15 protein-coding genes and 1 tRNA gene are annotated in these 26,190 nt (G+C 39.0%); 9 read left to right on the top strand and 7 right to left on the bottom strand.

Annotated elements, in window-relative coordinates:
- Positions 1-44 precede the first annotated feature (44 nt).
- Positions 45-3,299: a collagenase gene (locus CXF71_RS02005; protein ID WP_198559805.1), complete on the bottom strand. Its 3,255-nt coding sequence runs from the start codon at positions 3,297-3,299 to the stop codon at positions 45-47.
- 763 nt (positions 3,300-4,062) lie between these two features.
- On the bottom strand, positions 4,063-4,467 hold the full coding sequence (locus CXF71_RS02010) for a hypothetical protein (RefSeq protein WP_101231330.1): 405 nt from the start codon (positions 4,465-4,467) through the stop codon (positions 4,063-4,065).
- Between the two features lie 297 nt (positions 4,468-4,764).
- Between CXF71_RS02010 and CXF71_RS02015 the strand changes: the two genes are divergently transcribed.
- Positions 4,765-6,486 carry a TIM44-like domain-containing protein gene (locus CXF71_RS02015; protein ID WP_101231331.1) on the top strand — a complete coding sequence of 574 codons (1,722 nt, stop codon included), beginning with the start codon at positions 4,765-4,767 and terminating at the stop codon, positions 6,484-6,486.
- A 60-nt stretch (positions 6,487-6,546) separates the two neighbouring features.
- The gene (locus CXF71_RS02020) at positions 6,547-7,608 is read left to right on the top strand and encodes an SPFH domain-containing protein (protein WP_101231332.1); all 1,062 of its coding nucleotides are present in this window, start codon (positions 6,547-6,549) and stop codon (positions 7,606-7,608) included.
- A 79-nt stretch (positions 7,609-7,687) separates the two neighbouring features.
- Here the strand turns inward: CXF71_RS02020 and CXF71_RS02025 are convergent, their stop codons facing one another.
- The gene (locus CXF71_RS02025) at positions 7,688-8,554 is read right to left on the bottom strand and encodes a LysR family transcriptional regulator (RefSeq protein ID WP_101231333.1); all 867 of its coding nucleotides are present in this window, start codon (positions 8,552-8,554) and stop codon (positions 7,688-7,690) included.
- A 171-nt stretch (positions 8,555-8,725) separates the two neighbouring features.
- On the opposite strand from CXF71_RS02025, the gene CXF71_RS02030 reads away from it, so the two are divergent.
- The 3 genes from CXF71_RS02030 (at position 8,726) to fghA (ending at position 11,346) form a co-directional block, all read left to right on the top strand.
- Positions 8,726-9,052, top strand: coding sequence for a DMT family transporter (locus CXF71_RS02030; RefSeq protein ID WP_101231334.1), 327 nt, complete (start codon positions 8,726-8,728; stop codon positions 9,050-9,052).
- A 214-nt stretch (positions 9,053-9,266) separates the two neighbouring features.
- Complete coding sequence (locus CXF71_RS02035; RefSeq protein ID WP_101231335.1) at positions 9,267-10,397, top strand: S-(hydroxymethyl)glutathione dehydrogenase/class III alcohol dehydrogenase; 1,131 nt, start codon at positions 9,267-9,269, stop codon at positions 10,395-10,397.
- Positions 10,398-10,494: 97 nt separating this feature from the next.
- Positions 10,495-11,346: an S-formylglutathione hydrolase gene (fghA, locus tag CXF71_RS02040; protein ID WP_101231336.1), complete on the top strand. Its 852-nt coding sequence runs from the start codon at positions 10,495-10,497 to the stop codon at positions 11,344-11,346.
- Between the two features lie 102 nt (positions 11,347-11,448).
- Here fghA and CXF71_RS02045 read toward each other — a convergent pair whose 3' ends face one another.
- Together CXF71_RS02045 and CXF71_RS02050 are read right to left on the bottom strand one after the other, a co-directional pair.
- Complete coding sequence (locus tag CXF71_RS02045; protein ID WP_101231337.1) at positions 11,449-12,759, bottom strand: diguanylate cyclase; 1,311 nt, start codon at positions 12,757-12,759, stop codon at positions 11,449-11,451.
- 690 nt (positions 12,760-13,449) lie between these two features.
- Positions 13,450-13,513 (bottom strand) — tRNA-Pro (locus CXF71_RS02050).
- 538 nt (positions 13,514-14,051) lie between these two features.
- Here CXF71_RS02050 and CXF71_RS02055 point away from each other — a divergent pair.
- The 4 genes from CXF71_RS02055 (at position 14,052) to CXF71_RS02070 (ending at position 21,471) form a co-directional block, all read left to right on the top strand.
- Positions 14,052-14,837, top strand: coding sequence for a tetratricopeptide repeat protein (locus CXF71_RS02055; protein WP_101231338.1), 786 nt, complete (start codon positions 14,052-14,054; stop codon positions 14,835-14,837).
- Positions 14,838-14,985: 148 nt separating this feature from the next.
- A complete protein-coding gene (locus CXF71_RS02060) occupies positions 14,986-15,837 on the top strand; it encodes a TIGR02285 family protein (RefSeq protein ID WP_157826680.1) in 852 nt (283 codons plus the stop codon).
- An 825-nt stretch (positions 15,838-16,662) separates the two neighbouring features.
- Positions 16,663-18,024 (top strand): sigma-54 interaction domain-containing protein, encoded by a 1,362-nt coding sequence (locus tag CXF71_RS02065; RefSeq protein ID WP_101231340.1) that lies wholly within the window; start codon positions 16,663-16,665, stop codon positions 18,022-18,024.
- 387 nt (positions 18,025-18,411) lie between these two features.
- Complete coding sequence (locus CXF71_RS02070) at positions 18,412-21,471, top strand: Ig-like domain-containing protein (RefSeq protein ID WP_232771343.1); 3,060 nt, start codon at positions 18,412-18,414, stop codon at positions 21,469-21,471.
- A gap of 124 nt (positions 21,472-21,595) precedes the next feature.
- Here CXF71_RS02070 and CXF71_RS02075 read toward each other — a convergent pair whose 3' ends face one another.
- Positions 21,596-23,674, bottom strand: a complete 2,079-nt coding sequence (locus CXF71_RS02075) for a hypothetical protein (protein ID WP_232771344.1) — start codon at positions 23,672-23,674, stop codon at positions 21,596-21,598.
- A gap of 864 nt (positions 23,675-24,538) precedes the next feature.
- Positions 24,539-25,327 carry a DsbA family protein gene (locus CXF71_RS02080; RefSeq protein ID WP_101231341.1) on the bottom strand — a complete coding sequence of 263 codons (789 nt, stop codon included), beginning with the start codon at positions 25,325-25,327 and terminating at the stop codon, positions 24,539-24,541.
- Positions 25,328-26,190 lie beyond the last annotated feature (863 nt).

Genomic DNA, 26,190 nt, shown 5'->3' on the forward strand with positions numbered 1-26,190 from the left:
ACAGTTAACAGTTAACAGTTAACTAACGTGTTAAATATTAACAACTATTGCTTATTCATCGTTACTTTCACGGCACCAAACTCACCGTCCAGTGTAATGTAGTGCCAGTAAGCCTCTGGTTTTAATTCAATAATTAAACTATCCCAGTTTCCGTCACCATTTGCATAGCCGTCATTATCTTGCGCTGTTGGCCAGCCACCTGCTTTAAACAGTATATCTGCATTACCCCAACCGCCCGTTGTGCTTAATTCAAAACGAGTCGCTAAAGCACCATCATTGCGAATAACGAATGATGCACCACCACTTGATGAATTAACACATTCAACTATTTGGTTTGCAACCAGGTAATTGTTATCTTTATCATGAGCATTGGCTGGGATCTCAACAATACATGGAGAGAAGTCAGTACTAATTGTTACTGGCTCACCTGCCCAATTACCCGCAGTACCTGAACTTGCTGCATCAGTATCGTTCGGGCCAATGGCAACAATATTACTATCGCCTAATACAACACCATTGACTAACCATTCATTAAACTCTGCATCGTAACCCGTACCGAGATTATCCAAATAAGTTTGAAATGCAGGGTATTGGCCGGTACGCGTTAAGTTCAACATTTCATTCACATCACCTTTATGATTCTCAAACATGAAACGAACCGCTAAATAACCCCAACGATAAACACGTGTTTGACCAGAGTCGTAGGTATTTTTAAAGATTTCAGATAATGAAAACTCCTGAGATTGACCTACAGTAATAGCAGATTCGTTACCGTCACCTTGGGCAATATATTCAGCTAAACCTTCAGTCCACCAAACAGTACTAACCGTCATACCTTGACCAAAATCGCCATACAAGTCGAAACGAGCATCTAAGTAATGCACATATTCATGCTGTAAGTTCCACACATGAAAATCAGGTCGCATCCACTGAGCTTCATAAGCAATAAAACGCGCTTGGTTTTTCTCATTAATAGGCGCGCCTTCTAAATACATACCACCATTGTTGGTATCGATACCGAAGAACTGACCAGCATAAGTTTTGTAATCAGTGGCTGAATTGAAAATAACTAACTCTAATGCTGCGTTACTATCGTCAGCAACAGGCTGGTAACCTGTACCTAAGATTGTATGGAAGTTTGTTTCTTGGTTACCTAACACCTGACAAATCCATGCAGCTTGGTCGTTATACAGATCTTGCGCACGAATTTTTAAGCTGTCTGAACATTTATAGTTAAAAGTTAATGTGTCAGCTTCTAGCGTATAGGCAAAACCACAAATGTCGTAGTAACCACAATCAGCACGGTCGTAGTAATCAGACATACTTGCGGCTTTAATCCATAACGCTTTTGTCTCATCGTTTTTGCTAGTCGTATCAAGTACCGCTTTAACTAATGTTTTAACGCGAGGGAATAGAGCATCTATATGGTATAAACGCGCCATTTCATTGACTGCATTTTGCAATACATATTCAGCATTAGTACCAATTAAGTCACGATGTGCATTTTGGAAGTCATATAAAACATCTAAAATATTATCGTCTGCAATAAATAGTGCTTTCATTGCATCATCCCATTGCGCACGGAATAAGGTACTGAAAACAGCATTAGCTGCAGCATTCATATTAAAGCTAGTTTTCCAATCAGCGTTGTAATCAGTTAACACGCGAATAGTAATATCGTTAAAATCAGCACCTAAACCGGCAGAGTCAACAGTAATTAGCGCCTCTTTTAAAACACTACCGTTTGATTCACTCGCCACCCAACTACTGCTGTTATTAAAGAAAGCGCGTAATGCTGTTTTAATAGTCGCTTTTACTGCATTACTATAAACAGGCACATCATCTGGGTGTGCAAACGATACGTAGAATGAACCTCGTAAGAAGTAAAATAAAGCTTCTAAACCAGTAGTATCTTCCCCAGTATAACCAGGAGCACGACTGTTAATTGCATTCGCAATAGCAAGCATGTTGGCTTCAGAGTAGATCTGCGTAGCATCAGTACCACTAATGTTGTAAATAGGACTAACATTTTGTGGGTGTGATAGTGCAATACGCTCAACTAAAGCAGCGCCATTTAACCCAAGGAAACGTGTGGCATCTGTTGGGAAGCCATCATCAGGGATCTGATTACCGCCACCTGTAGTCGGAATATCCGCAGGGTCAATCGCTACTAATATACTCACTTCTGATGCGGTTTGGTTTTCAGCATCAAGCGCTATATATAACCAGCCTTTTTTAGCCGTAAAGGTAATTGACTCAGATGTACCGACATTATTAGACATGTGATCATAACTAGTAGTTGTAGCCCAACCTTGCTGGCTTACTAATAAATCAAATTCACCTGTACCGCCAGCTGTTGAGACTGTTATCTCAATATCGTCAGTATCAACATGAATAGAATAAGAACCAGAATTAACACATCCGACTTGGTTAAATGTTAATCGGCCTTCTTCAGCAGTTTCAGCGCCACATAAACCAGGATTAGTGGGTAGTGTTGGCACATTTGGATTTGTATCTGGATCTGGATCTGGAGCGGGATCAGTACCGCTATCAGCGCTAACTTTGAAGCTCACTTCATTATTAAGTCCAAAGACGCTGATATATAAACGACCTGTATTGGCTGTAATTTTCAGTGTTTCGTCAGTACCATCACTAACTGCAGAAGCAATATTGTTACTTCGAGTCGCCCAATTACCCGTATTCACATAAATGTCAGCTTGACCTGAGCCGTTTTCAGTTTCGATAACTAACGGGGTATTATCTGCTTCAACGTCGATATAGTAATATAGACCATTACCTGAAATACATTCTTGTGCATTTAACGTTAACGCATAGCCTGACAAGGTGTTTGTACCACACATACTTGGCAGAGGTGTAGTATCACCTCCAGTATCAGTTCCACCATCATTTGCGCCTATAACATCTAGCGTAACGCCTTGGTGAATGCCAAAAACACTCACGTATAAACGACCAGCATTCGCTGTAACAGCAAGTGTTTCTTCCGTACCCGCGTTATTTGTTCTTTGCGTATAACTAGCATCAGTTGCCCAAGAAGCGGTATTAACTAAAATATCTGCTTCACCTGTGCCACCAGAAGTTTGAATTTCAAGTGCAGTGTTATCATCTTCAACATCAATATAATAATATAAACCATTACCTGAGATACACTCAGTTTGATTTACCGTTAATGCACCGCTTGATGCGGTAATGCTACCACAGTCACTCGCGTTAGCATTGTTTGCTGCAAAAGCACCAAAAATAGCTAAGCCAAGTAACGTTTTACTGACAGAATGTTTCATTCGATTTCCCATTTGACGTAGTAAACTATGCAATGTTTACCCGTTTTTATTGTTTTTATTTACTTTTTTGAATTACCTCTTTAGTAGAAATAACGTTATCTCTACTTGCTAGAAAAGCGCTAGCATTGCATTTTTTCTTAAAAAATTATTAGCCCAGCTTTTGGTTTGGTCGGAGAAGTATCTGAAGAGAAATGCATAGTGACCTACCAAGCTAAAATCTATTAACATCCTTATTTTGCTAGTTGTATTTAATACCGAAAACTTGTTTTAAATACCAAAAATGTAACCTGACACACTAGTATATTGTATGCAATATACTTCACTCGATTTGTATTGTACACAAAAGAAACAAGATTTGATCTGCTGGATAGTCAGTTAAGTGGAGAAATCACCCTCTTTTATCTCATAAGTATCTGTTTTTATAAAAATAAAACAGCCAAGAAAATTACAAATAAATTACATTATTTTTACATTTTATTGGGGTTATGATGAATAGGTACTGATTTGAATGATTTTGAATTTCTGGGAGGTATTACAAAATACCGAATGATTATGATAGTAAGATAAATATCATAACAAGGACGAGAGAGTCACACGATGGGCTTTGAGATTTACTTACACCGCACCTTTAAACAGTTAGATAATTTTCTGGCAATATTAACTTTCTTATTTTTTTCATCATGTAAAAAACTAACAAATACCAATAAGACATTTGTTAGTTTTGCTAGAACAAAGCCTCAATAACGAGGCTTTATTTAGTAAATTATTTCTTCACTGCTCCAACAGGTGGCGGTGGACTTTTTTCATCTGCTGTTGAATAAATTTTTTCGTGACCATGATGGGACGCTGTATCACTTTGCTTTTTATTATATTGGCTGTCTGGTGCTGATAGCGGAGGTGGTGGTAACCTCCTAGGTTGATCCTCTGCATGTATTTGTTGCCCGTTTTCATCGGCAATGCCGTGAGCAACAGGTAATGCACTGCGATCTATTGTCGCTACATTAACGGGAGACTTCTCATCTTGCAAAGTGCTTATTTCACTTTGGCTCGGATCTATTGTTAAAATCTTTTCTGCCTGATTGGCATCCTCATTTGAAAGATTAAGTATTGTCAGGCCAGCTGTTGTGATGATAATTAATGAAACCGCTGACAGTTGTAATTTTGTCATAAGAAGTTACCTAAAGTAGTACGAATTTACAGCGACGCTAACACTATTTTTAAGCTACCTCAAGTTCATACATGGTAATTACATTGTCAATAAGGCCATAATATATATAGAATTACTCTCTTAATTAACATCGAAAATCAAAAAAAGTATATTGTATTCAATAACATTATTCATTATAAGAATATAATAATCACCCTTTGAAAAAATAAATTTATTAAATAATAAACTGTCTGTTATGTCTAAAATCCCCTACTCTATCGGGCAGGTTTTTATCTGAATTTTAAATAGAAGAATGCTATGTTTACTTTTTTTGTCATACTCTCATTATCGTTTTTTATCTATAAAACCTACCAATCAAGCGAAAAAAAGCAACGTAAAGTTATCCATAGAGTCATTACCCGTGGCGTAAAAAAGCAGAATATAAATAAACAACAAACACAGCATAATAAAATAATTGCGCTCGACCCTGACTTTGATAAAAATCACATGATAAGTCGTGTTGAAAAAGCTTTTTTTATTATCAAACAGGCTTGGTCTAAACATGACATGAGCTCAGCTAGAGGATTTATAACCGACGGCATTTATCAACGATATATTATTCAGTTTACTATTCAAAAAAAACACCAACGTCATCGAAAAATAGCCGATTTATCGATAAATGATTGTGAACTAGTCGGTATTGAAGCTGACAAGTTTTTTGAAACCTTACACTTTAAAATTTCAAGTCAGGCTCGTCTAATCACAGAAAAAAGCAATCATGCTAAACAGCATCATAAATTACCTCCTTATACTCACTCAGTTGAATACTGGACTTATATCCGTTTACCCGGCGTTAAAACGCGTTCACAACCTGGCTTGATAGAAGGTATCTGCCCTAATTGTGGATCGACTTTATTACTCAGTAAATTTGAACAATGCCAAGCCTGTAATTCATTAGTAACCTCTGGAGAATATGACTGGATATTAGCTAAAATTACTCAGGAAGAAGAATGGCGTTTTCAAAATGCTAAAAGACAGATTAAAGGCGTTGCTGAATATCAAGTGGTTGATGCCGCCTTTAATTTACCCGTTATCGAAGATAGGGTTAGCGTCATATTTTGGCGTTTACAAAAAGCATGGTTATCACAGAATTCAGCGCCGATACAATCAGTTGCTCATTCCAACTATGTCGATTATTTTAATAGTAACGAATTGAAAAATTATTATTTTGATAACGTTGAATTAGGTCTGTGCGAAGTAAGTAGCGTTGAGTTTGGTGATGAATTTGATAAAGTTTTTATTTTGGTTAAATGGAAAGCGAACAAAGTTTTTTTTGATAATAAGGCAAAACAAATTGCCGGTTATTATGCTCACCACTTAACCCTAATTAGAAAAAATGGTGTACTGAGTAACATCAAAAGAGGATTACATTCGCTGCATTGTTATAGTTGTGGGGCTCCTCAATCTGAAAGCTATCACGATAGTTGCCAATACTGTCATACAGCTTTTAACCATGGCGAACTTGATTGGGTTTTAAACGACTTTACTCCCCATATAAATCGGGTTGTTAAGTTAAAAGGGCAGTCATTCTCTATAGAGTCAGGGCCGGGTAAATCTCAAGGTAAAATATTCGATCCCATTTCGTTGCTTTCAGGCTTGGTACTTATTTTACTTGCTGATGGTAAGGCACATCCCAAAGAAATAGCCTTATTAAATGAATTTTCCAGAAAACGTAAAATACCTCAGCATGTTTTAGACGAAGTCATGCTTGCCGGTGAGAATGGCGAATTAAAAATGTTAGCCCCCGATGAGGCACTAGATGCTTCAGCATGGCTCATTAAAATGATTGAAATGTGTTTGATAGACGGAGAAATATCAAAGAAAGAACATGAATTGTTACTATTATTTGGTAAAAAGTTTAATATTTTAGCTATAGAGATAGATATAAGAATTAAAGAAACACGGACAAAGTTATACCTCGACGCTCAACGAGTCTTAGCACCAGATAACAATGCAATACCATCTAGCATAAATAAGTGAGCACTTTCTTAGAAGAATTGGTATAAGTTAACTCAACAGTGATAAATACTCGGAGTACCTATGGATATAATTGATCGCGTAAAATACGATGGTCCCAGTGATGTTTTTGCTTGGCGTTGGCCTCATGATGGCTTAGTTTGGGGCACTCAAGTTATTGTTAATCAAGCTCAACAAGCGGTATTTTACAAAGATGGTAAAGCGCTAGACGTATTAGAGCCTGGTCGCCATACCTTAAAGTCTGCGAATATTCCGCTGCTTGAACATATCGTCAATATTCCCTTTGGTAATCAAACCCCTTTTGCCGCCGAAATATACTTTGTTAATAAAGCAGTAAACTTAGATATGAAATGGGGTACGCAAGAGCCGATACCTGTTTTAGACCCTGTTTATAAAGTGCTAGTACCCGTGAGAGCTTTCGGCCAATTTGGTATGAAAATCATTGATGCTAAAAAGTTCGTTGCAGAGCTAGTTGGCACCGTTGATGAATTTGATGCTCAGCAAGTTTGCGATTATTTTCGTGGCCATTTAATGAGTCGTATTAAAGACTTCATTTCCGCTAAAATTATTAACGACGGAGTTTCTATTTTAACGATAAGCAGCCAACTTAATGAAATGTCAGCAGCATTGAAACATGATATTAGTGCTGAATTTAACCGTTTTGGTATTGAAATTGTTAACTTTTATTTAAGCTCAATCAATGTGCCACAAGACGATGATAGTGTGGTCAGATTAAAAGAAATGTTAGCTAAAAAAGCCGAGTTTGATCTTTATGGTGAAGATTACAATACCGTGAAAACTTTCGATGTTGCCGAAAAAGCGGCATCCAATGAATCTGAAGGTAATGTTGCTGGCGCCGGCGTAGGTATGGGAGTTGGTATGGGTATTGGCAATCAAATGATGAATATGAATGCTGATATGATGGACAGTGGCAAAGCCACTAAACCGTTGCATACAAACGACACCAGTACGTGTTGTTCATGTCAGAAAACATTAGCTGCAGGTGTTAAATTTTGTCCTGATTGTGGTACCGAGCAGGTTAAAAAACGTCAATATTGTACAGGTTGTGGGTGTAACACACCTGAATCTGCAAATTTTTGCCCTGATTGTGGCAAAAAACAATAAATTATCCTCATCAATAATCCATTAAAGACTTATGCTGGTTGAAAGATTTTTTTCAACCAGCACGGAAAACCCTCTCAGATTAAAGTAACTGTTCAGCCAAATAGTCCACAAGTAGTCTTATTTTGGGCGATAAATGGCGATTTTGAGGATAAACTGCCCATATACCTTCATCAGGCGCACGATAATTATCTAATACCGTCACCAGGTCACCACTTTGTATATATTGCTCTACATAATAATCAGGTAATTGCACTATACCTAAGCCTTTCAGAGCCGCATCGGTCAAACTGTAGCCATTGTTGTATCGCAACCTACCCGTTACGCGGAGACTTTTTTCTCGGCCTGACTCCCTAAAGTGCCAATAGTCTAACGTGCCCAACAAACAACTGTGCTTATTAAGCTCTGATATTGAATGGGGTATACCATGCTTGTTTAGATAATCTGGCGATGCACAAACATAGTTTGCTCTTTTACCGAGCTTTTTTGCCATCATGGTAGAGTCACTTAACTTACCAAGACGAATAGCTAAATCATAACCATCTTCCACTATGTCAACCTGTCGATTACTTAAGTAAGCGGATACTTCAACATCGCTATATTGCTTTATGAAATTATTTACTAAGGGTAATATTTGCTTCTCACCGTAAGCGACAGGGGCTGTTAACTTAATTTTGCCTTGAGGTTTAGATTGTAAATTCGTAATTGCACGCTCTGCCGCATCCAGACCATCGAGCACGCTGCGACAGTGTTGATAAAAAACACGCCCCTCTTCCGTTAAGGAGACTTTGCGTGTGGTACGATAAAATAATTTGATATTAAGCCGTTTTTCTAGCGCACTTACCTGACGACTGACTTGGGCTGTTGAAATCGCCATTTTTTTTGAGGCTAAGGTAAAGCTCTCATTTTCAGCAACGTAAACAAATTCGCTAATACCATCCCACTGCATGATTATTACCTATATGTACAAGTGATTTTCCAAATCAGTATATTATCATTTATTTAGAAACAAATATAATAGCATCCATCAAGAAAACGCGCTGCGAGTAAGTCAAGCCATGTATGACTCACTCAGCATTGGCAGGCAGCAATAGTTTGCATAACAGTATAGGAAGTAAATATGAGTTGGTTATTCCTTTTTTTAGGTGTCGCTGCAGAAGCAATGTCTCATGTAGCATTAAAAGAAACTGATGGTTTTACTAAACCCCTAGCAAGCGCTTTAGTATTACTCGGGCATTTAGCCGCATTCATGTTTTTAGGACAAGCAATGAAAGGCATGCCTATTGGTATCGTCCATGCACTTTGGGCAGGACTAGCTATTATTACTGTGACTTTATTGTCTGCCGTTATTTACCGCCAGCACCTTGATTTAACCACATGGCTTGGCATGGGATTGGTTGCAATAGGAATTGCCACCATTAACCTTTCTCAAGGGCATAACCATTAACGTGAATGACTTAACGTATAATCGTTTAAAAAATCATAACCAAATGAATTTACTGGTAATAATTCAATTACGATTATTACCAAGCAGTAAAAGTGAATTACGTATTAGACGTATTATCATGTTTAAATAAATAACGTAGACTAGGCTAAAATGTAGCATGGTTGTCTGCGCTATAAACCCATAAAATATCTATCAATTGAAAGTGAGAATGAATATGTCAGATAAATTTATTAAATCAAAAGCCGCCATTGCTTGGGGACCTAATCAGCCATTATCAATCGAAGAAGTCGATGTAATGTTACCGCGTAAAGGTGAAGTTTTAGTTAAAGTTATTGCCTCAGGCGTATGTCATACCGATGCATTCACCTTATCAGGCGACGATCCAGAAGGAATTTTTCCGGTTATCTTAGGTCATGAAGGTGGCGGTATTGTCGAACAAATTGGTGAAGGCGTTACCAGTGTACAAGTGGGCGATCATGTTATTCCTTTATACACTCCAGAGTGTGGAGAGTGTAAATTTTGTTTGTCAGGTAAAACTAACCTTTGTCAGAAAATTCGTGAAACTCAAGGTAAAGGCTTAATGCCAGATGGCACTACCCGTTTCTATAAAGACGGTCAGCCAATTTTCCATTACATGGGCTGTTCAACATTTTCTGAGTACACGGTATTACCAGAAATTTCGCTAGCGAAAGTAAATAAAGACGCACCGTTAGAAGAGGTATGCCTACTCGGTTGTGGTGTTACCACGGGTATGGGCGCTGTAATGAATACAGCAAAAGTTGAAGAAGGTGCCACCGTTGCTATTTTTGGTCTTGGCGGTATTGGTTTATCTGCAGTTATCGGTGCAACCATGGCAAAAGCAAGCCGTATTATTGCTATTGATATCAACGAAAGTAAATTTGAATTAGCCAAAAAATTAGGTGCTACTGACTTTATCAACCCGAAAGACTACGACAAGCCGATTCAAGATGTGATTGTTGAGATGACTGATGGCGGTGTTGATTATTCTTTTGAATGTATTGGCAACGTAAACCTAATGCGTTCCGCGTTAGAGTGTTGTCATAAAGGCTGGGGCGAATCAATTATTATTGGTGTTGCTGGTGCAGGACAAGAAATATCAACCCGTCCGTTCCAACTAGTGACTGGTCGTGTATGGAGAGGTTCAGCATTTGGTGGTGTTAAAGGTCGTACTGAGTTGCCTGATTATGTTGAACGTTATTTAGCGGGTGAATTCAAATTAAGTGACTTTATTACCCATACCATGGGGCTTGAAGATGTTAATGAAGCATTTGAATTGATGCATAAAGGCGAAAGTATTCGTTCTGTTATTCACTTCGATAAATAGCATCCATTTCAATCAATAACACTATTCCATCGTAATAAGTAGTCCGTTACCCCTTTCATACCATAAATGAACAGGGGTAACATCTTGAGGTTTTACCATGACAATTGCTCCTTTAATTGAAAATGTAAGCATGAACAAAAGTTTTGGTGGCTGGCATAAGCAATATAGCCACCAATCCACAACGTTAAATTGCGCTATGCGCTTTGCTATTTACTTGCCTCCACACGTATCAACTGGAGAAAAAGTTCCGGTATTGTATTGGCTTTCAGGCCTTACCTGCACCGATGAAAATTTTATGCAAAAAGCAGGCGCACTGCGTATGGCTGCCGAGTTAGGTATTGCCATTGTTGCACCTGATACTAGCCCTAGAGGTGAAGAGGTCGCTAATGATGACGGTTATGATTTAGGTCAAGGTGCAGGCTTTTATGTGAATGCTACGCAAGCCCCTTGGAATCGTCATTTCCACATGTACGATTACGTGGTTAATGAATTGCCGCAGATAATTGAAGCGACGTTCCCGGTATCAGATAAACGCGCCATTAGCGGACATTCGATGGGCGGACATGGCGCATTGACTATTGCCATGTTAAATCCTGAACGCTATAGCTCAATGTCGGCGTTTAGCCCAATTTGTAATCCTGTGAATGCGCCTTGGGGTAAAAAGGCTTTTAGCGCTTACCTAGGTAAAGACAAAGCAACTTGGCTTAATCATGATGCAAGTGAGTTAATGCGACAAGCAACCGTGCTTGTTCCAGCGAAAGTTGACCAAGGTCTAGCTGATGACTTTCTAACTGAGCAGTTAAAACCTGAATCTTTAGAAGTGGCAGCAAAAGCCAGCAACTATCCATTAGATCTTCGCCTGCATGATGGTTATGACCACAGCTACTATTTTATCTCAGCATTTATTGAAGAGCATCTGCGCTTTCACGCCGAGCACTTAAGTAAGTAATGACAACTGCCGTCTAACTATTAGACGGCAGTTTTTTGTACAGACTTATTATAAATTCCAATCATCGTTGTCGATCTTAAGCGGAAAATAAAGTGGTAATCGTTATTCTATGTATGATTTTATACAATCACGCCCTGCATCTTTTGCCAAATACATAGCGTCATCAGCATTTTTAATCAAACTCGCTTGATTGAGTGTTTGGTTGGGTATTACACATGCAACACCTGCACTTACCGTTATGATATTACTCGCACTAGAAAATGCATGAGGAATACGCTTGGCTTTAATTCGAGCAAGTAACTCTTCTCCTATATGCAAAGCACCTTGCCTATCCGTGTCAGGTAATAATAAGATAAATTCTTCTCCGCCGTACCTTGCCACTAAATCATTAGGTCGCGATAGGCTCTCGCTAATGACCTTTGCGATGGCTTGTAAGGTTTCATCTCCAAGCTGATGCCCGTAGTTATCGTTATAGGGTTTAAAATAATCAATATCAATCATTATGATTGATATATGTTTTTGGTTTCGTATGGCGCTTAACCATTGAGTATCATAAAACTGTGTAAACTGTCTTCGATTAGCAATACCGGTTAAAGGATCAATAGTCGCAAGTTTTAATAATTCCTCTTGCATGTTTTTACGATGAGAAACTTCCAAACTCAAAATTTCATTAACCCTTGCAGACTGTTTATGACTTCTGCGTAAACCTTGTAAAACAAAAGCAATACAGAGTAAGCTAATGAGTAAAGTGCATATCAAAAGATAGGCTGTCCGAGATACCATGTTATTAGCAAGAAGAGTAGAAGCTTCAATTGGTACAATAACTTCAAGAATGCCACGTAAATCACCTACCTTCCAATCATTTTTGGGCGTGCTAGGATGATGGTTATGGCAATGAACACAATCATTTTTCATTAAATCAGCTGAGGCAAAACGTAGAAATTTACTTTTTCCAATAACCTCTACCCTGAAGTAAGGTCGTTCCGCATTTTTTTGTAATGCTTGCCATGCATCTTGAGAGAATTCATCACTAAGGCCACCAGTAACTGATCGCCATGGAAAAGGAAATGGGCTATATAATTTGCTTTCTATACCTAATTTTTTAGTATGTAAACGGTCAGCAACTAGTATTGTTAACGTAGCAGGCAATGGTATAGCATTTAACTTTTCTTTATAGTCATGGCTAATAACCAAACCATTCTTTTGTGCCGTTAGGACAACTTCTGAAGTATATAATGAACGAAATTCACTTAACACTTTGGTAAAAGCACGGGCGCTTTGTATCGCGGTCTCTTTTACTTGTTCGTCTGCAAGTTCTTTTAAGTGAATAATAGTAATAGTTAAGCCTGCGGTAAATATTATGAATAATACCGCTATCGTATGCTTAAAAATAAATCTATATAGTGCTCTCATACAACCATTTCTTTATTTGAAATACCCACTCACTACTAAAACTAGCAGAATAATTAAAGTTTTCTAGTACATCACTACAAACTCGATGGCTTTAATTCTTATCTTATTTATCAGTAAAAATAAAATCAGATGATAAAGGCGAATAGATTGATGGGGGTTAGTTTCATATTATTACTCAAGTTGTAGGATACCTACATTAATTTCCCTACTCTACATAAATGTAGGTATCCACAGGGTGATTTGCTCATCCCGTGATTTATTTTTCGTTATTTGTGACAACCCACAATTGTATGTGGATATTCACAACTTATGAGAATTCTTGAATCGTATTTTCTGGGCCGTAGCTAGATTGGTAAATAGAATTAAAGTTCTTGCATCAAAAGTAGTGAGAAAATTATAAAAAACTTCACAAATCACAAGAAAATAATGGCAACTAAGTATCTTACCTGACGTTTCTATTACTGATTGTAGTTTTACTTAATAGTAAAAAGCATAGGAACTAGACAGTAAATCCCCTAAATAGGCAAAGTGAATCAGTTTCTGTCGATGTTGAGAATATGAGTTGGAAGTTGGATAGTCGTGTAACTAATTAGACGTAATTAGCCCTAAATACTCACAGAATATGCACAGGAGAAGTTTATGATGTGGAAATTTATTGTGTGTTTTTTTTCAGGGGGAAGATTTAAAAAGTGGTCGGTGATGCAAGATTCGAACTTGCGACCCCTTGGACCCAAACCAAGTGCGCTAATCACCGACATTTTATAACTTTTTATTTTCTACTTCAGGGAGAAGGGAAAAATGAGGTGGCTAAAGGGATTTTAACCCTCGACAACCGGAATCACAATCACTTTGTCGGTATAGCCTTTAGCCAGATTTAAGCGCAATAACGTAGATAATTTATTGAGCTAATTTTGCTCAATCTAGATTAATGTATAATGTCGTACCTGTGAAAACTCACAGAATAGTAACACAGTAATAATCAAAAAAATTATTAACAATTTTGTGATTATTTAGCATCTTCAAATTGTTCAAATGTTTGCGCAAAGCCATCATATCTGTTTTTAAAAATGTCCTATAGTTCACTTATTAAATCTGAATTGTAATTGAGCCTATTCGTCTCTTAATAGTGCAAATATCCAGCATAATTTAAATAAATTAATCAATATACGGAATTAACACCGAACAATTTATTTTAATAGGTTGATTTATTAATGAGCAATTATTATTGTTAAAGTACAAGAATAAACAGAGCATAAATTTTGCTTGCAGATAATCATAAGGTACCAAATATAATGTTTAGCTGGTTTAAGAGTAAAAAAAGAAATAATGAAGAAAATATTCAAGTAGAACTTAGCCGTTTTGAACAATATACTGAAAAACAACAAACCCGACTCGATCAAGCTAACCAAGCGCTTATATCTAGCTTAAACCAAGCACAATTAAACCATTCATCGATACAAGACAATCAAATTGAGCAGCTGAAAAATGACGTAGAATACTATCGTCAACAAATAACTAAACAACAAACAACCATAGAGCAATTAAGCGGTCGTTATGATGCTGTAATGGTTCGTCTTCTTGAAGAAAAACGCAGAGATATCAAAGATATTTTTTCTGATGACAATTTTATAAGTATTCAGTCCGACGAATTAATCTCTGAACCTGTAATAAGTGAAGATAACGATAGCGTACAAACACCGATAATTAATACCGAAGATGCACCTGTTTCCGTTAAAACAAGTAAAAGTACTAACACAACTAACAGCAAAGCTTCTTTTAAAGAAGATGACCTCTTATTTGAACAAGCGATTTTGCAAAGGAAAAATGGTGATAGTGAACAGGCTTTTTTATTATTTGAACAAGCAGCAAAACAAGGTCACATAAAAGCTATGGGCGCTATGGGTCGCTCTTTTTTCTTAGGTGAAGGAACAGTAGAAGATCATCCGTTAGGCTTAGCTTGGTTAATTAATGCTGCAAACCACAATCTTCCGCAAGCCCTAGACAGAGTGAAACATTTTCAAGAAAAAAGCCCTGAACTTTATCAAGAAGCACTCGAGATCTCAGAAGAATTGGCATAGTCAGTTGCTATATTAAGTAACACCTTAAATGTCACATATCGTATGCTTACTATTTATTATGACTATACCTCTGCGCTTGAATACGTTGGTATCAATCAACTACTAGAATTTTAAATTTATTTTTTATCAAATGATCTTTAAGGTTTATATGAAATTAATACTCTTTGTTGTTTTTGTGTTTTTTTCTTTTTTATGTACGGCTAAAGAGCAAATGACTTGGTACGCGTATAATCAACCGCCTGCCTATATATTTGAAGGAAAATTTAAAAACCAAGGCTTCATTAATTTAACACAAGAAATTTTAATTAAAACATTAACTCAATATCATCATAATACAGAACAAGTTACCGTTGGCCGATTTTTACACCAGTTAAGACTGAAAGAAAATGCTTGTGTTTTGGGCCTCTATAAAACGCCAGAACGTGAAAAGTATATATTGTACTCTGATAACGCTTTGATGCATCGAGGTTTACATGTACTTATATCTAAAAAAAAGGCTCAACATTTTAAGTTAACTAGTCCCTTGGATTTAGCTGAATTATTGCAGAAGCATAACTTATCTACCATTGTCATTCAGGGGCGATCCTATGGAAATATGCTAGATAATATTCTTAACAAGAATTTAGAAAATGTACTTTCACGCTCTTCTCAATCAAATTCACAGCTATATAAAATGTTAGCACTCAATCGCTTTGATTTCTTGATTGATTACCCAAGCACAGCAGCCTACGCATTTAAATCTAAGTTACTTAAGTCGGATGACTATGTATTGCTTAAAATAAATGGCATACCTTCTTATATAGAAAGTAGTGTAGGTTGTAGCAAAACAGAATGGGGATACCGTGCTATTTCGGCTATTAATATTGCGTTAAAGAAAGAAAAAAACACAAAAGCCTACCTTGATGCGTTACTCTCGTGGTCAAGTAACCTATCTGATCGTGAGGATTTTATTAAATTTTATTATCAGGAATTTCTATTTCCACAATCCCCTAAAAATTGAATGTTATAGGTGGATTCAAAGTAAAGTTAAATGATTGCTTTCGATGGTTACTATGCCATAGAAAAATATGGCTAATTGTATTATAAAATACTAGTTTCTAAGTTGATTGTAGCCGCTCTTAATATCCGTTTAGCGTATAGAATGAGCATATGCCTTTCTAATTCACCTCCTTTTATAGCACTATTCAGTATGACAATATGTCAACGACCGCTCTGGTGGCATTTTTGCCAGTCAGACTTTCGATTAATTGGTAATATTTATAGTCCAAACAATCCATGTTTACATCTGTGGAGAACGTCCGCTATCGTATCTTTGTTAACATTGAGCGAGTGATCATTAGTGACTTCTTCAACTAGCCATAAGCTGACATTAGCTTTTAAGTAAAAAACGGCAGTTCAGGGATCCTAAAGTTATCGCTTTTATATAAAACCTCACATCCATTCACAACTAAAATTATGAATAAAACTTCTCCATGGCGTTAGATCTTAAATCCCCAAAGCGGACAAAATAACCATACAAATTAGAGTATTAAGTCTAAGGCGATTTCGCCCCATAACGAGTTAGAGTGAACCATCACTTTTGCCACAACTTGTACCATTTCGTACTGGTTATATTGCTTTTGAAGAGCTGAGCATACTGACTGAACGCCTTAATGTTAAAGGGTCAATATTAAGGCGTTCACTACTGAATTTACTGCTCATATAACTATTAATTGGGCAGATGAAAGCATGCTTTTTGTATTCTGTTCAACGAGAGAATTGATTTTGAAATATTCATGAGTTTATCCTAGACTATATTATGGAAGCCACTAAGGAGGGAAGAAGCATGATCAAACCAAAAAAGTCTAACTTAGTGACTCAACGACCAGTTTTGATCCTTGATTTTAATAATGAGTTGAATGAATTAGATTCAAAGCTACGTGAAAAAAACTGGCTACCAATCACGACTTCTTCCACTTCCGCTGCAATACATCTTATTCAACAAAAAAATATAAACGTCGCTATCGCACTTATTTCATCAAATAAACAAAAAAATAATTTTGACTTCATGAGTAAAATTCAAAATATTGCGCCAAATGTAAAGTGGTTGGCTATCTCATTGCAATACCCCGTCACATCGGCAGCTTATTCAAAAAATTTATCAACTTACTTCATAGATTACTTCCATTGTCCTGTCGACTGGATACAGTTTTCACATACTTTGGGCCATGCATGGGGTATGACAAAACTTTATAAAAACGTTAATAAGGTGCAATTACCTAGCGCACAAAATCATATTATGGTCGGCCGCTCTAAGATAATTAAAGACCTTAAGTATAAATTAAAAAAAATGGCTCGCTCAGACTGTTCAATATTGATTAGTGGAGAAACAGGCACTGGAAAAGGACTTTGTGCACAACTAATCCACTTTTTATCGGAACGCAAAGGGGAGCCACTAGTGACAGTTAATTGCGGCGCTTTGCCTGCTTCATTAATTCACTCAGAGCTTTTTGGTTATGAAAAAGGTTCGTTCACCGGTGCGCAAAGCCAATATATAGGGCATATTGAGCGGGCCGATAAAGGAACCTTATTTCTCGATGAGATTGGCGACCTACCGTTAGAGCTACAAGTAAACTTGTTGAAATTTCTCGATGACTACACGATTCAAAGAGTCGGCGGTAATCAGCCCATAAAAATAGACTGTCGAATTATACTGGCCTCAAATGTCAATCTTGAAAATGCTGTCGCCGAAGGCAAGTTTCGTGAAGATTTATATCATCGCCTCAATATATTGCGAATTCATGTGCCTAGCCTTAGGAAATATCGTGAAGATATTGAGTTAATAGCGCGTGATTACCTTGAGCAATACTGCCACTCGGATCACAAACTGCATTTATCAGAATCAGCATTGCAGTCGATGCTTTTATATGACTGGCCGGGTAATGTCAGAGAACTAAAAAACCGAATACTCAGAGCGGTTATTATGGCCGAAGCAGAGCAAATAACGACAGAAGAACTGGGTCTCAATGCAAAGAGCAATTTCAAGCCCGTAGCTGATGTTGCCAATCAACAAGTAGAAATTAACACCGAAGTTCTGCTCGATGCAATAAAACAAAATAACTATAATATCTCTGCCGCGTCTCGGCAATTGAATATCTCCAGAACCACCTGTTATCGCTTGATTAAAAAATGTAAAATTAATCTGTAAATGAGCTTATCACTTTACCTTCACCATATATGTCCTAAAACACTTGCATTTTCCCATCATTGATCGTCGATATTGAAGCCATTAATCTGTTAGCTAATAGCAAATTCAACCTTTTCAGTATCCTATACAATGTATCGAACACTTTTCTATTATTGCTACAACAGAGCTGTCATTGATCTGGCTTGACAAACGTTTTTGACGTTGTATTAGCTCGAGTATTGACTATTATTAATAGCACAAACGCCCTAATAGAGCCATTTACAAAAAAAGTCAAATTAACTGCGTCACACTTTCATTGTAAATCCTTTATATTGAATATGCATGGGCCCTTGGGTGATTGTAAAGTTAGCGATAATCACCATAAATATTGTAGTAAGGGGATTTATTATGTTTAAACTACGGGAAATTTTCACAGCAAAGCTCACCACCAAGATAATGTCGCCAAAGTTTATGGTGTTGACTGGAGTGATCGTTTTATTACTCGCTTTTATTGGCTACAAAGCGTGGCAAGAATATCTAATCTATGAAATCAATAAAACGACCGAGTCATTTCCAACAGCGGCAGGTCCTGCGACTGAAGACCCAAGACAGCGTGCTCAAAATCAGACTCTAGCGCTGGCCAAGTTGATGGCCAATTACCGCCGTGCCGATAAGTCAAATAAAGCCAAGTTCCTGACCCAAGTGCTGGCACTGGCAAAAGAGCGTCAGGCGCTATTGGCCGAATTGATACAAACCGATCCGGCGGCAGCTGTACGCACCATTCTGCCAGCATCAGTGCGTAAAGGCATGCCGGATGAAGTGCTGGCCATGCTAACAGAGAAGCAAGCGCTTAAAGGTGAATTGGAAGTTTTTTATGAAGATTATGAAGATCCCAGCCTAAGCCGTTTGCACCATGTACTCAAAACCGAAAACGGTCGGGTCGAGCTGAATTTGCCTAAAAATGCCAAAGCCAATGCACTGCAAAGTGGTGCCAAAGTGCAAGTTCATGGTTGGTTATTTAAACATGGCGGTGAGACAATTGATTCGCTTGCTGTAAGCGATGAACAAGATGGCTTACTGGTATTAGCCCTAGACAGCAGCACCACTACGACAAGCACGACCAGTACAGCAAGTACAACTCAGGCTACATTGCCTAACACGCTTGGTGAACAACACACCTTAGTGCTGCTGGTTAATTTTCAGGATAATGCTAACGAGCAGCCGTGGACAGTTGCACAAGTTCAAGACATGGTGTTTGGTACCGTCAATGGTTTTTATCAAGAAAACTCCTATGGTCAAACTTGGCTAAGTGGCGATGTGGAAGGCTATTTAACGTTACCGATTAATGCAACATGTGATTTCGGAACTATTGATGACTATGCGCAACAAGCTGCAACTGATAATGGTATTGATGTAAGTAGCTATATGCGATTAGTTTACTTATTCCCTAAAAATAATGACTGTGGGTGGCGAGGTCAAGGCACCGTTGGTGGTACTCCTTCTAGAGCATGGATTAATGGTGAATTCAATCTACTTACTATTGGCCATGAACTTGGGCATAATTTTGGTTTGCATCATGCAAAAGATCTTGATTGTGGCGCTGATATTATAGGTGACAACTGCGCATCGGCAGCCTATGGTGATAATTTGGATATTATGGGCAAGTCAACCGGCCATTCTAACGCTTTTAATAAGGAACAACTTGGTTGGCTAACCTCTGATTTGGGTAGCATAGTGATTGCCGATGTGGATGGTAGCTATATGCTGTCCGCCTATGAAACCACATTTGATGGGGTGGCGAAGGGACTCAAAGTACGTCGTGGTACCGATACCACAACAGGACAGCCAGTATGGTATTACATAGAATATCGTCAGGCCTTAGGCTTTGATAGTTTTCTTGAAGGAAAAACAGGGATCACCGATGGCGTTGTGCTACACCTTGCAACTGAGAAAGATATTCAGAGCAATTTGTTATTGGATATGATCCCGAATAGCGGCCTGAGTGATCTAGATAAAGCTGCATTGCTGCTGGGAGTAAGCTACAACGATATTGAAGCAGGGGTAACGATCACTACAGAATGGGCAGATAGTAACGGTGTTAGTGTCAACGTCATTTATTCAGCGCAGAGCTGTGTTAAAGGTAATCCTAATTTATCACTGTCTCCTAATGAAAGTGCTTGGGTCGCACCAGGCACTACACTAGCCTATAGTGCAACAGTAACCAATCTGGACAGTGCTGCTTGTGCAAGTTCAGACTTCAGCGTCGCAGCTAGCCTACCTGCTGGTTGGGTTGCGAGCAGTAACTCCCTTAACCTTGCTCCGAGTGCCAGCGGCGCTGTGCCCATCGATGTCACCTCGGCCAGCACGGCTGTTGATGGGTTTTACGATATTACGATTAACGCGCAAAACAGCAGTGACAATAATTATAATACCAGTGCTGTCGTCAGTTATGTGGTGGCTACGCCAGCTCCGGTCTGTGTCGTTGCTAACCCGCTGTTATCATTAATTAACAGCCAAGGCGGCGAAGTAACCGCCGGTAGCACTGTGACCTATACTGCCACGGTAACCAATCAAAATAATGAAAGTTGCGCGGTCGCAGATTTTAATATTGTCGCCAATGTTCCGACTGGCTGGGGTGCTAGCGCTAGTAATGTTGTTTTGACCTCAGGCAGTAGTGCCACCGTTAACCTTAATGTAACGTCGGCCACTAGCGCCAGTGATGGTGCATATGACTTTTCGATAAATGCCCAAGACAGTGCGAACACCAGCTATAGTAGCAGCGCAGTGGCCAGTTACCATGTAACAACGCCGCCCCCCGTTTGTGTTGCTGCCAATCCTATCATTTCATTGTCTGGACTAGGTGGAACTGTGATTGCGGGTAGCACAGTTAATTACAGCGCTACCGTGACTAACCTTGATAGCGCCGAGTGCACCGCAGCAAACGTTGCCGTATTTGCCGATGTGCCTGCTGGCTGGAGTGCCAGCACCCCAAGTGTTAATTTGACACCGGGCGCGAGTACTACAGTTACTTTAAGCGTAACTTCAAACAGCAATGCTACTGATGGTAGTTATAACATTACCATTCATGCCGAAAATTCAGCGGACAGTCGTTATAGCAACACTGATATAGTGAGCTATGAGATTTCGACACCCGTCAAAATTAATACGGCACCTGTCGCAGTGAACGATAGCGTAATAATGACATCGAAAGAAGTGATTATCATCCCTGTATTGGCCAATGACTGGGATGCAGAAAATGATAGTTTAACTATCAGCACCGTAACTCAAGGGGCTAAGGGTAGTGTACAAATTACTGCCGATGGGCAATTATTATATACGCCGGCAAAGAGCTTTAAGAGTAGTGATAGCTTCAGCTATACCATCAGTGATGGGGAAAAAACCGCCAGTGCTACGGTTACTCTCAGTTTGAAAAGTACCGGTGGTGGCAAAGGCAAGGGCAAAGGCTAATCGTGTTATTAACATTTATATCTGCTTGAGCAAGTAACTTGCTAAAATAAAAGGGGCGATGATATTAATCATCGCCCCTTTGCTTTTTAACATGAGTTCCTCTTAATTGTTATATCGCCTCAACTTATGGTTCATCTGTTACAACTTGGATAGAAACAGAGTTCTTATCGGACTGACCATCACCATCACCATCGGTTAAGGTTGCAGTAATGCCATTTAATACCCCTTGAGAAAGGAAATTAATATCAGTAGCATTCTCAATTCCTGGTTTGAGTTCGATAGTAAAGGCGCAACTGTAAGTATCTGTACCAGAACCATTGTAACCGAGCACTTCGGTAATATTACATGCTGGATAGAATACATTGGCGTGGAAACCGCCGACCGCGTTGCGAATGACAAAAGAGCCGTAATCGGCATCATTAACAACCGAATTATTTAAAACGCTTAGTGCCGTTAACGTTAAGTCTTTTATGCCTGCGTTGTGCATTTCCAGTACCACCAGCATGCTGGTAGCAAACGCCATGTCGGACGCCGGAGCTGATGGTGTGAAGGTTACCGTGGCACTGTTCATTGCTTGAACTGCCTGGCCATCCTCATCTGTTCCGTCAATAGTGGCTTCATTAGTATGAGTGTCACCATTATCACCCCTGAGCTGTTTTTGGATAATACAGCTGGCGTTTTCACCAGGATCTAAGGTAAATCCTAACAGTGCAACCGGTCCATGAGCAGCACCATTTTTCATAGTGACCATACAACCAGCAGTTAAGCTACCAAAGATATCATCGGTTAAGCTGCTGAAGGTAACGGTATCGACCGCAGTATCACCACCGACAGTGGTTTTAACTGAGAACAAGAAAGTATAGTTGACTGAGCGGCTTATTGAAGGATCATCACCTGTTTCTAATACCGAGGTTGGATTTGCCGTTTTACTTAGTTCTATCGCCGACGGAATATCGTTGATCTGCACAGTAGCCGAGTTAGCGTTCGTGGCTTCGCCGGCCTCATTATCTATCGCTTTGGCTGTGGCTGTGTTGGTATGAGAGCCAGCACCCGCGGCGCTAATGAACTTAGTAAAGCTACATTGATAGAAGTCGTTGAAGGCGATGGAGCCGCCTGTGGCACAGTCGCCCTCACCGGCTAGATTACCAAACATATTATCCTCCAAACTGGTTAACTGCATTGGTGAATCATAAGCGGCAGAAGTATTGTTTACTCTGACGGTATAAGTGACATTTGCGCCTGACTCTGGAACCTGTGTTGGGTTGGCCGTCTTCACTACCGTAATAGTCGGTGGCAAGTTGGTCACTTGAACCTGTTTCAGGTTACTACAGAAGTTACCGGGTGTTCCGGCTAGCGCTGCTGGGCAGGTTTCACCGTTGGTGACAGGATCATTATTCTTGTCCACCAAACTTAATTGGATCACATCATCATAGAGTTCTGGACTCTGATCATCGGGTAAATCCGAGTCGACAATATGCACAGTGAATATACAGCTGTATGTATCACTTGCTACTATTTCACCGAGTCCATTACCTAAATCTGGTGGCTGGGCACAGTTAGTCGCGATCAAATAGACTCCATTTGCAGTCGCGGCATTGACGACAGTAGTTGCTCCCCATAGATCGAGTGAAACATTGTAGCTGTCATCAGAGAAGATATCGATCTCATCACTTAGTGAAGTAAGGAAGATTGAAGTATTACTATTGGGGTTGGTAAAGCTAGCAGTAAAGTTATATGTACCTCCTGGCTCAGTACGTGTATTAGTGCTGGTAAGAGTCTTGAGAACTGTCGGTGGATTAGGCTTGATAAAGACGTCAATATTAAAGGTATCACAGTTACATTTGGACTTGTTATTCGGGATTTGGCCCGGATAAGGGTCTGCTTCTGCGCTACAGTTGTCACGCTCAATATTATCCCATGCGGCACAATAGTTGAAATCAGCGCGGTTGTCATTATCGGCGTCGAGACAAATCATGGTAATCGGTACATTATTTAGCACGTATTCATCAGGTCCATTTGCCTTAGTGATATCACCACAAGCATCGTCATCGAGATCAACATCTGCAAGTTCACCGCTGTCATCAGGGATCGGCAAGATGATGCTACAATCTTGTTTATTTGGACCGTGGACAACCTGCGGACTCAGTTCTGTTAACGGCAAATAGAAGGTGGTGTCCCAGCGTTCGTTGGCATTGGTACGCACAGTGACATCGGCAGGAAAGGTAAATGTCTCACCTAAGGAACATTCCTCCTCGGCGTTTACTGGTGTTACTTGGGTGATCTCGACATCATTGGCGGTACAGTTAAGCGCATCTTGCGCCAGTTTATTGCCCGGTTTCAACAAATATGCATCGGCCATACAAACTTCTGTATCTAAGCCTGTAAAAACACCAGCATTGACTGGCGTCAGACCTGTCACACCATAGATGCATGCGGTGCTTATCAGCGCAATACTGAGCGTTTTGATAAGCCGTTTGAGTTTAAATAGTAATTTTTTCATTATATATACCATCCTATTGCAGAGTTAAATAATAATTATTTAATTCATTGTTGGCGGTAAGAGTTAACCGTCGACTTTGAGACTTGCCGAAATGCGTTTAGCTTATTTGGAAAACAGACTGAAACCGAACACCGGTAAGTACTTCGTTGAACCTTTGCTTTAGTGCAATGTTAACGCCAGTAAGTTAACCAACTGAAATATAATAAAAAGTTAATTACAAATTCACATTTGTTAAGGGTGAGTGTTACGTAGTTGAAACAGTGCTTTTGAACAACTAAACCTAAGTCACTGTAACTATAGTAATTATCCTTATTATCCTATGGTGTCCGTCAGGTAACAGTTTGTACTGTCCACAGTGTAAATAAGCATTTTACAGCAAAGGAACGGCTGAAGATAAGAGGAAAAATAGTGATTATTTTGTTTTAGAGAAGGAGTAAAGGGTTAAGCCAATGAAAAATAACAGCTAAAATCTTGCTGTTTTTTATATATGCTTAACCCAATACTATTGATTGGTTACTACGCTTGAGCATTCGTTATTAGTTAGGGTTCCTTAAAATCATTACTAGCTTAGTGCTTCGACTGTTTAGCAAGTAACTCATCTAACAGCAACGCAAAAGTCTCATAACTCTGTGCTCCTACTAAAAGTTTAGGCGTGATCAGCTTATTATTTTCAATGCGGCCAACCACAAAACTGGGTGTGCCGCCAACCCCTAAAGACTTCACATAAGCGATATCTTGTGCAATTTTATCGACAATTTTTTTATCTACAAGACACTCTGAAAATTTCCCCATATCTAATGATAACGCTTCAGCCGTTTTTTGATATAAAGCATGCCCGAGTTGTTTCATATTATTGAACAATGCTGCACGCATAGGCCAGTAGGCATTCTGTTGTAAGCTGCAATTGGCAGCAATCGCTGCGCCTTGTGCTTGTTTGTGAAAACCTAATGGAAAGTCTCGGGTCAGGTATTTAACTTTCCCACTGTCGACGTAGTTGGTTTTTAATTTTGTGAAGGTCTGATCGATAAAGCGTTTACAATACGGACATTGGTAATCGGAAATTTCAATTATAGCAAGCTGTGCTTGATTATCACCTATCACAGGAAGCTGACCATTTTCATCATAGTTAGCTTGGGTTGGCAGCGTTTTAAACTGAGGTTTTTTCGCGTTAGTTGCGATCACGTGAATGTCTTTAACTTGGCTGCCTATGGTGGTGAGTGCCACGGTCAACTGTTTTACATCCTGCTTTAGTTCGTTGATGTCTTGCTGTAATTTGTCCTCATTATGTGGCTGACAAGCAATGATAAACTGCAGTGTTAGCAGAGAAAATACGATTTGTATCATATATTTAGACATTATCTAACTCCTCATTGAGTAAATATTAACTACCTATAGCTTAACCCTTATTTGGTGTTTTTTTATCAATCGATAAAAATTCGTACTGAAAACAGCTAGCGTTTCGGCTGCCACTTAAATATTCTGCTTATTGCTATCTACAGCATAGATCAATACTTAGCTAATTCATAAGATGAAGAAAATCATCAAAATAATTAGCGTACAATATTATTATGAAATAGGTACTTACCTATACAGATTAAGTATGCTCTTTATCCGGAGCTAAAGACTACAAGGTGAAAACTTGATATTAAACAATTATAGTGTGTCCACGAAATTAGGGTAAGCTCAGTCAGCTATCATTAAGAAAGTGTTTAAATTTCACTTTGCTAAAGTATTCAAACCTACACAGACTTGCCGTAAAATCTATCTCACTATGTGCCGTGCGACGTGAAGTCGTATGTAACGCTGTTCACCGCGATAAGAGTGAACCATCTGTATCACCAGATGACCCTAGGACTCTGAATAAAGTAGCGAGTCTGACAATGTAACAAAGTCCGCTGGACGGGAAATGAATCGCGAGAGGAAGTTCCTCCTGACAACCACAAGTCGGGTAAGTGCTAGGGAGTCAGTATGATGAATGTAAGTGAACCCATGTAAGATGCGTAATGCGAGAAGCAGCGGAAGTGGTTAATACGCTGTGGCCAAAACGGCAACGAGGGAAGGAAAGAGGTTGGCATATACTCTTTCGTGATCGAGAATCCCTTCGCATTAGAGTAGGCATCTAAACTGACATTGCGTTCCATACGGAACACGGTAAGCCTGTATTACTCCCAATAGGAAAAGCTGTCTGCGAAGAAAGCCGATAGTGGTGCAGGTAAAGG

The sequence above is a fragment of the Colwellia sp. 12G3 genome (assembly GCF_002836775.1).
GTDB lineage: Bacteria > Pseudomonadota > Gammaproteobacteria > Enterobacterales > Alteromonadaceae > Colwellia.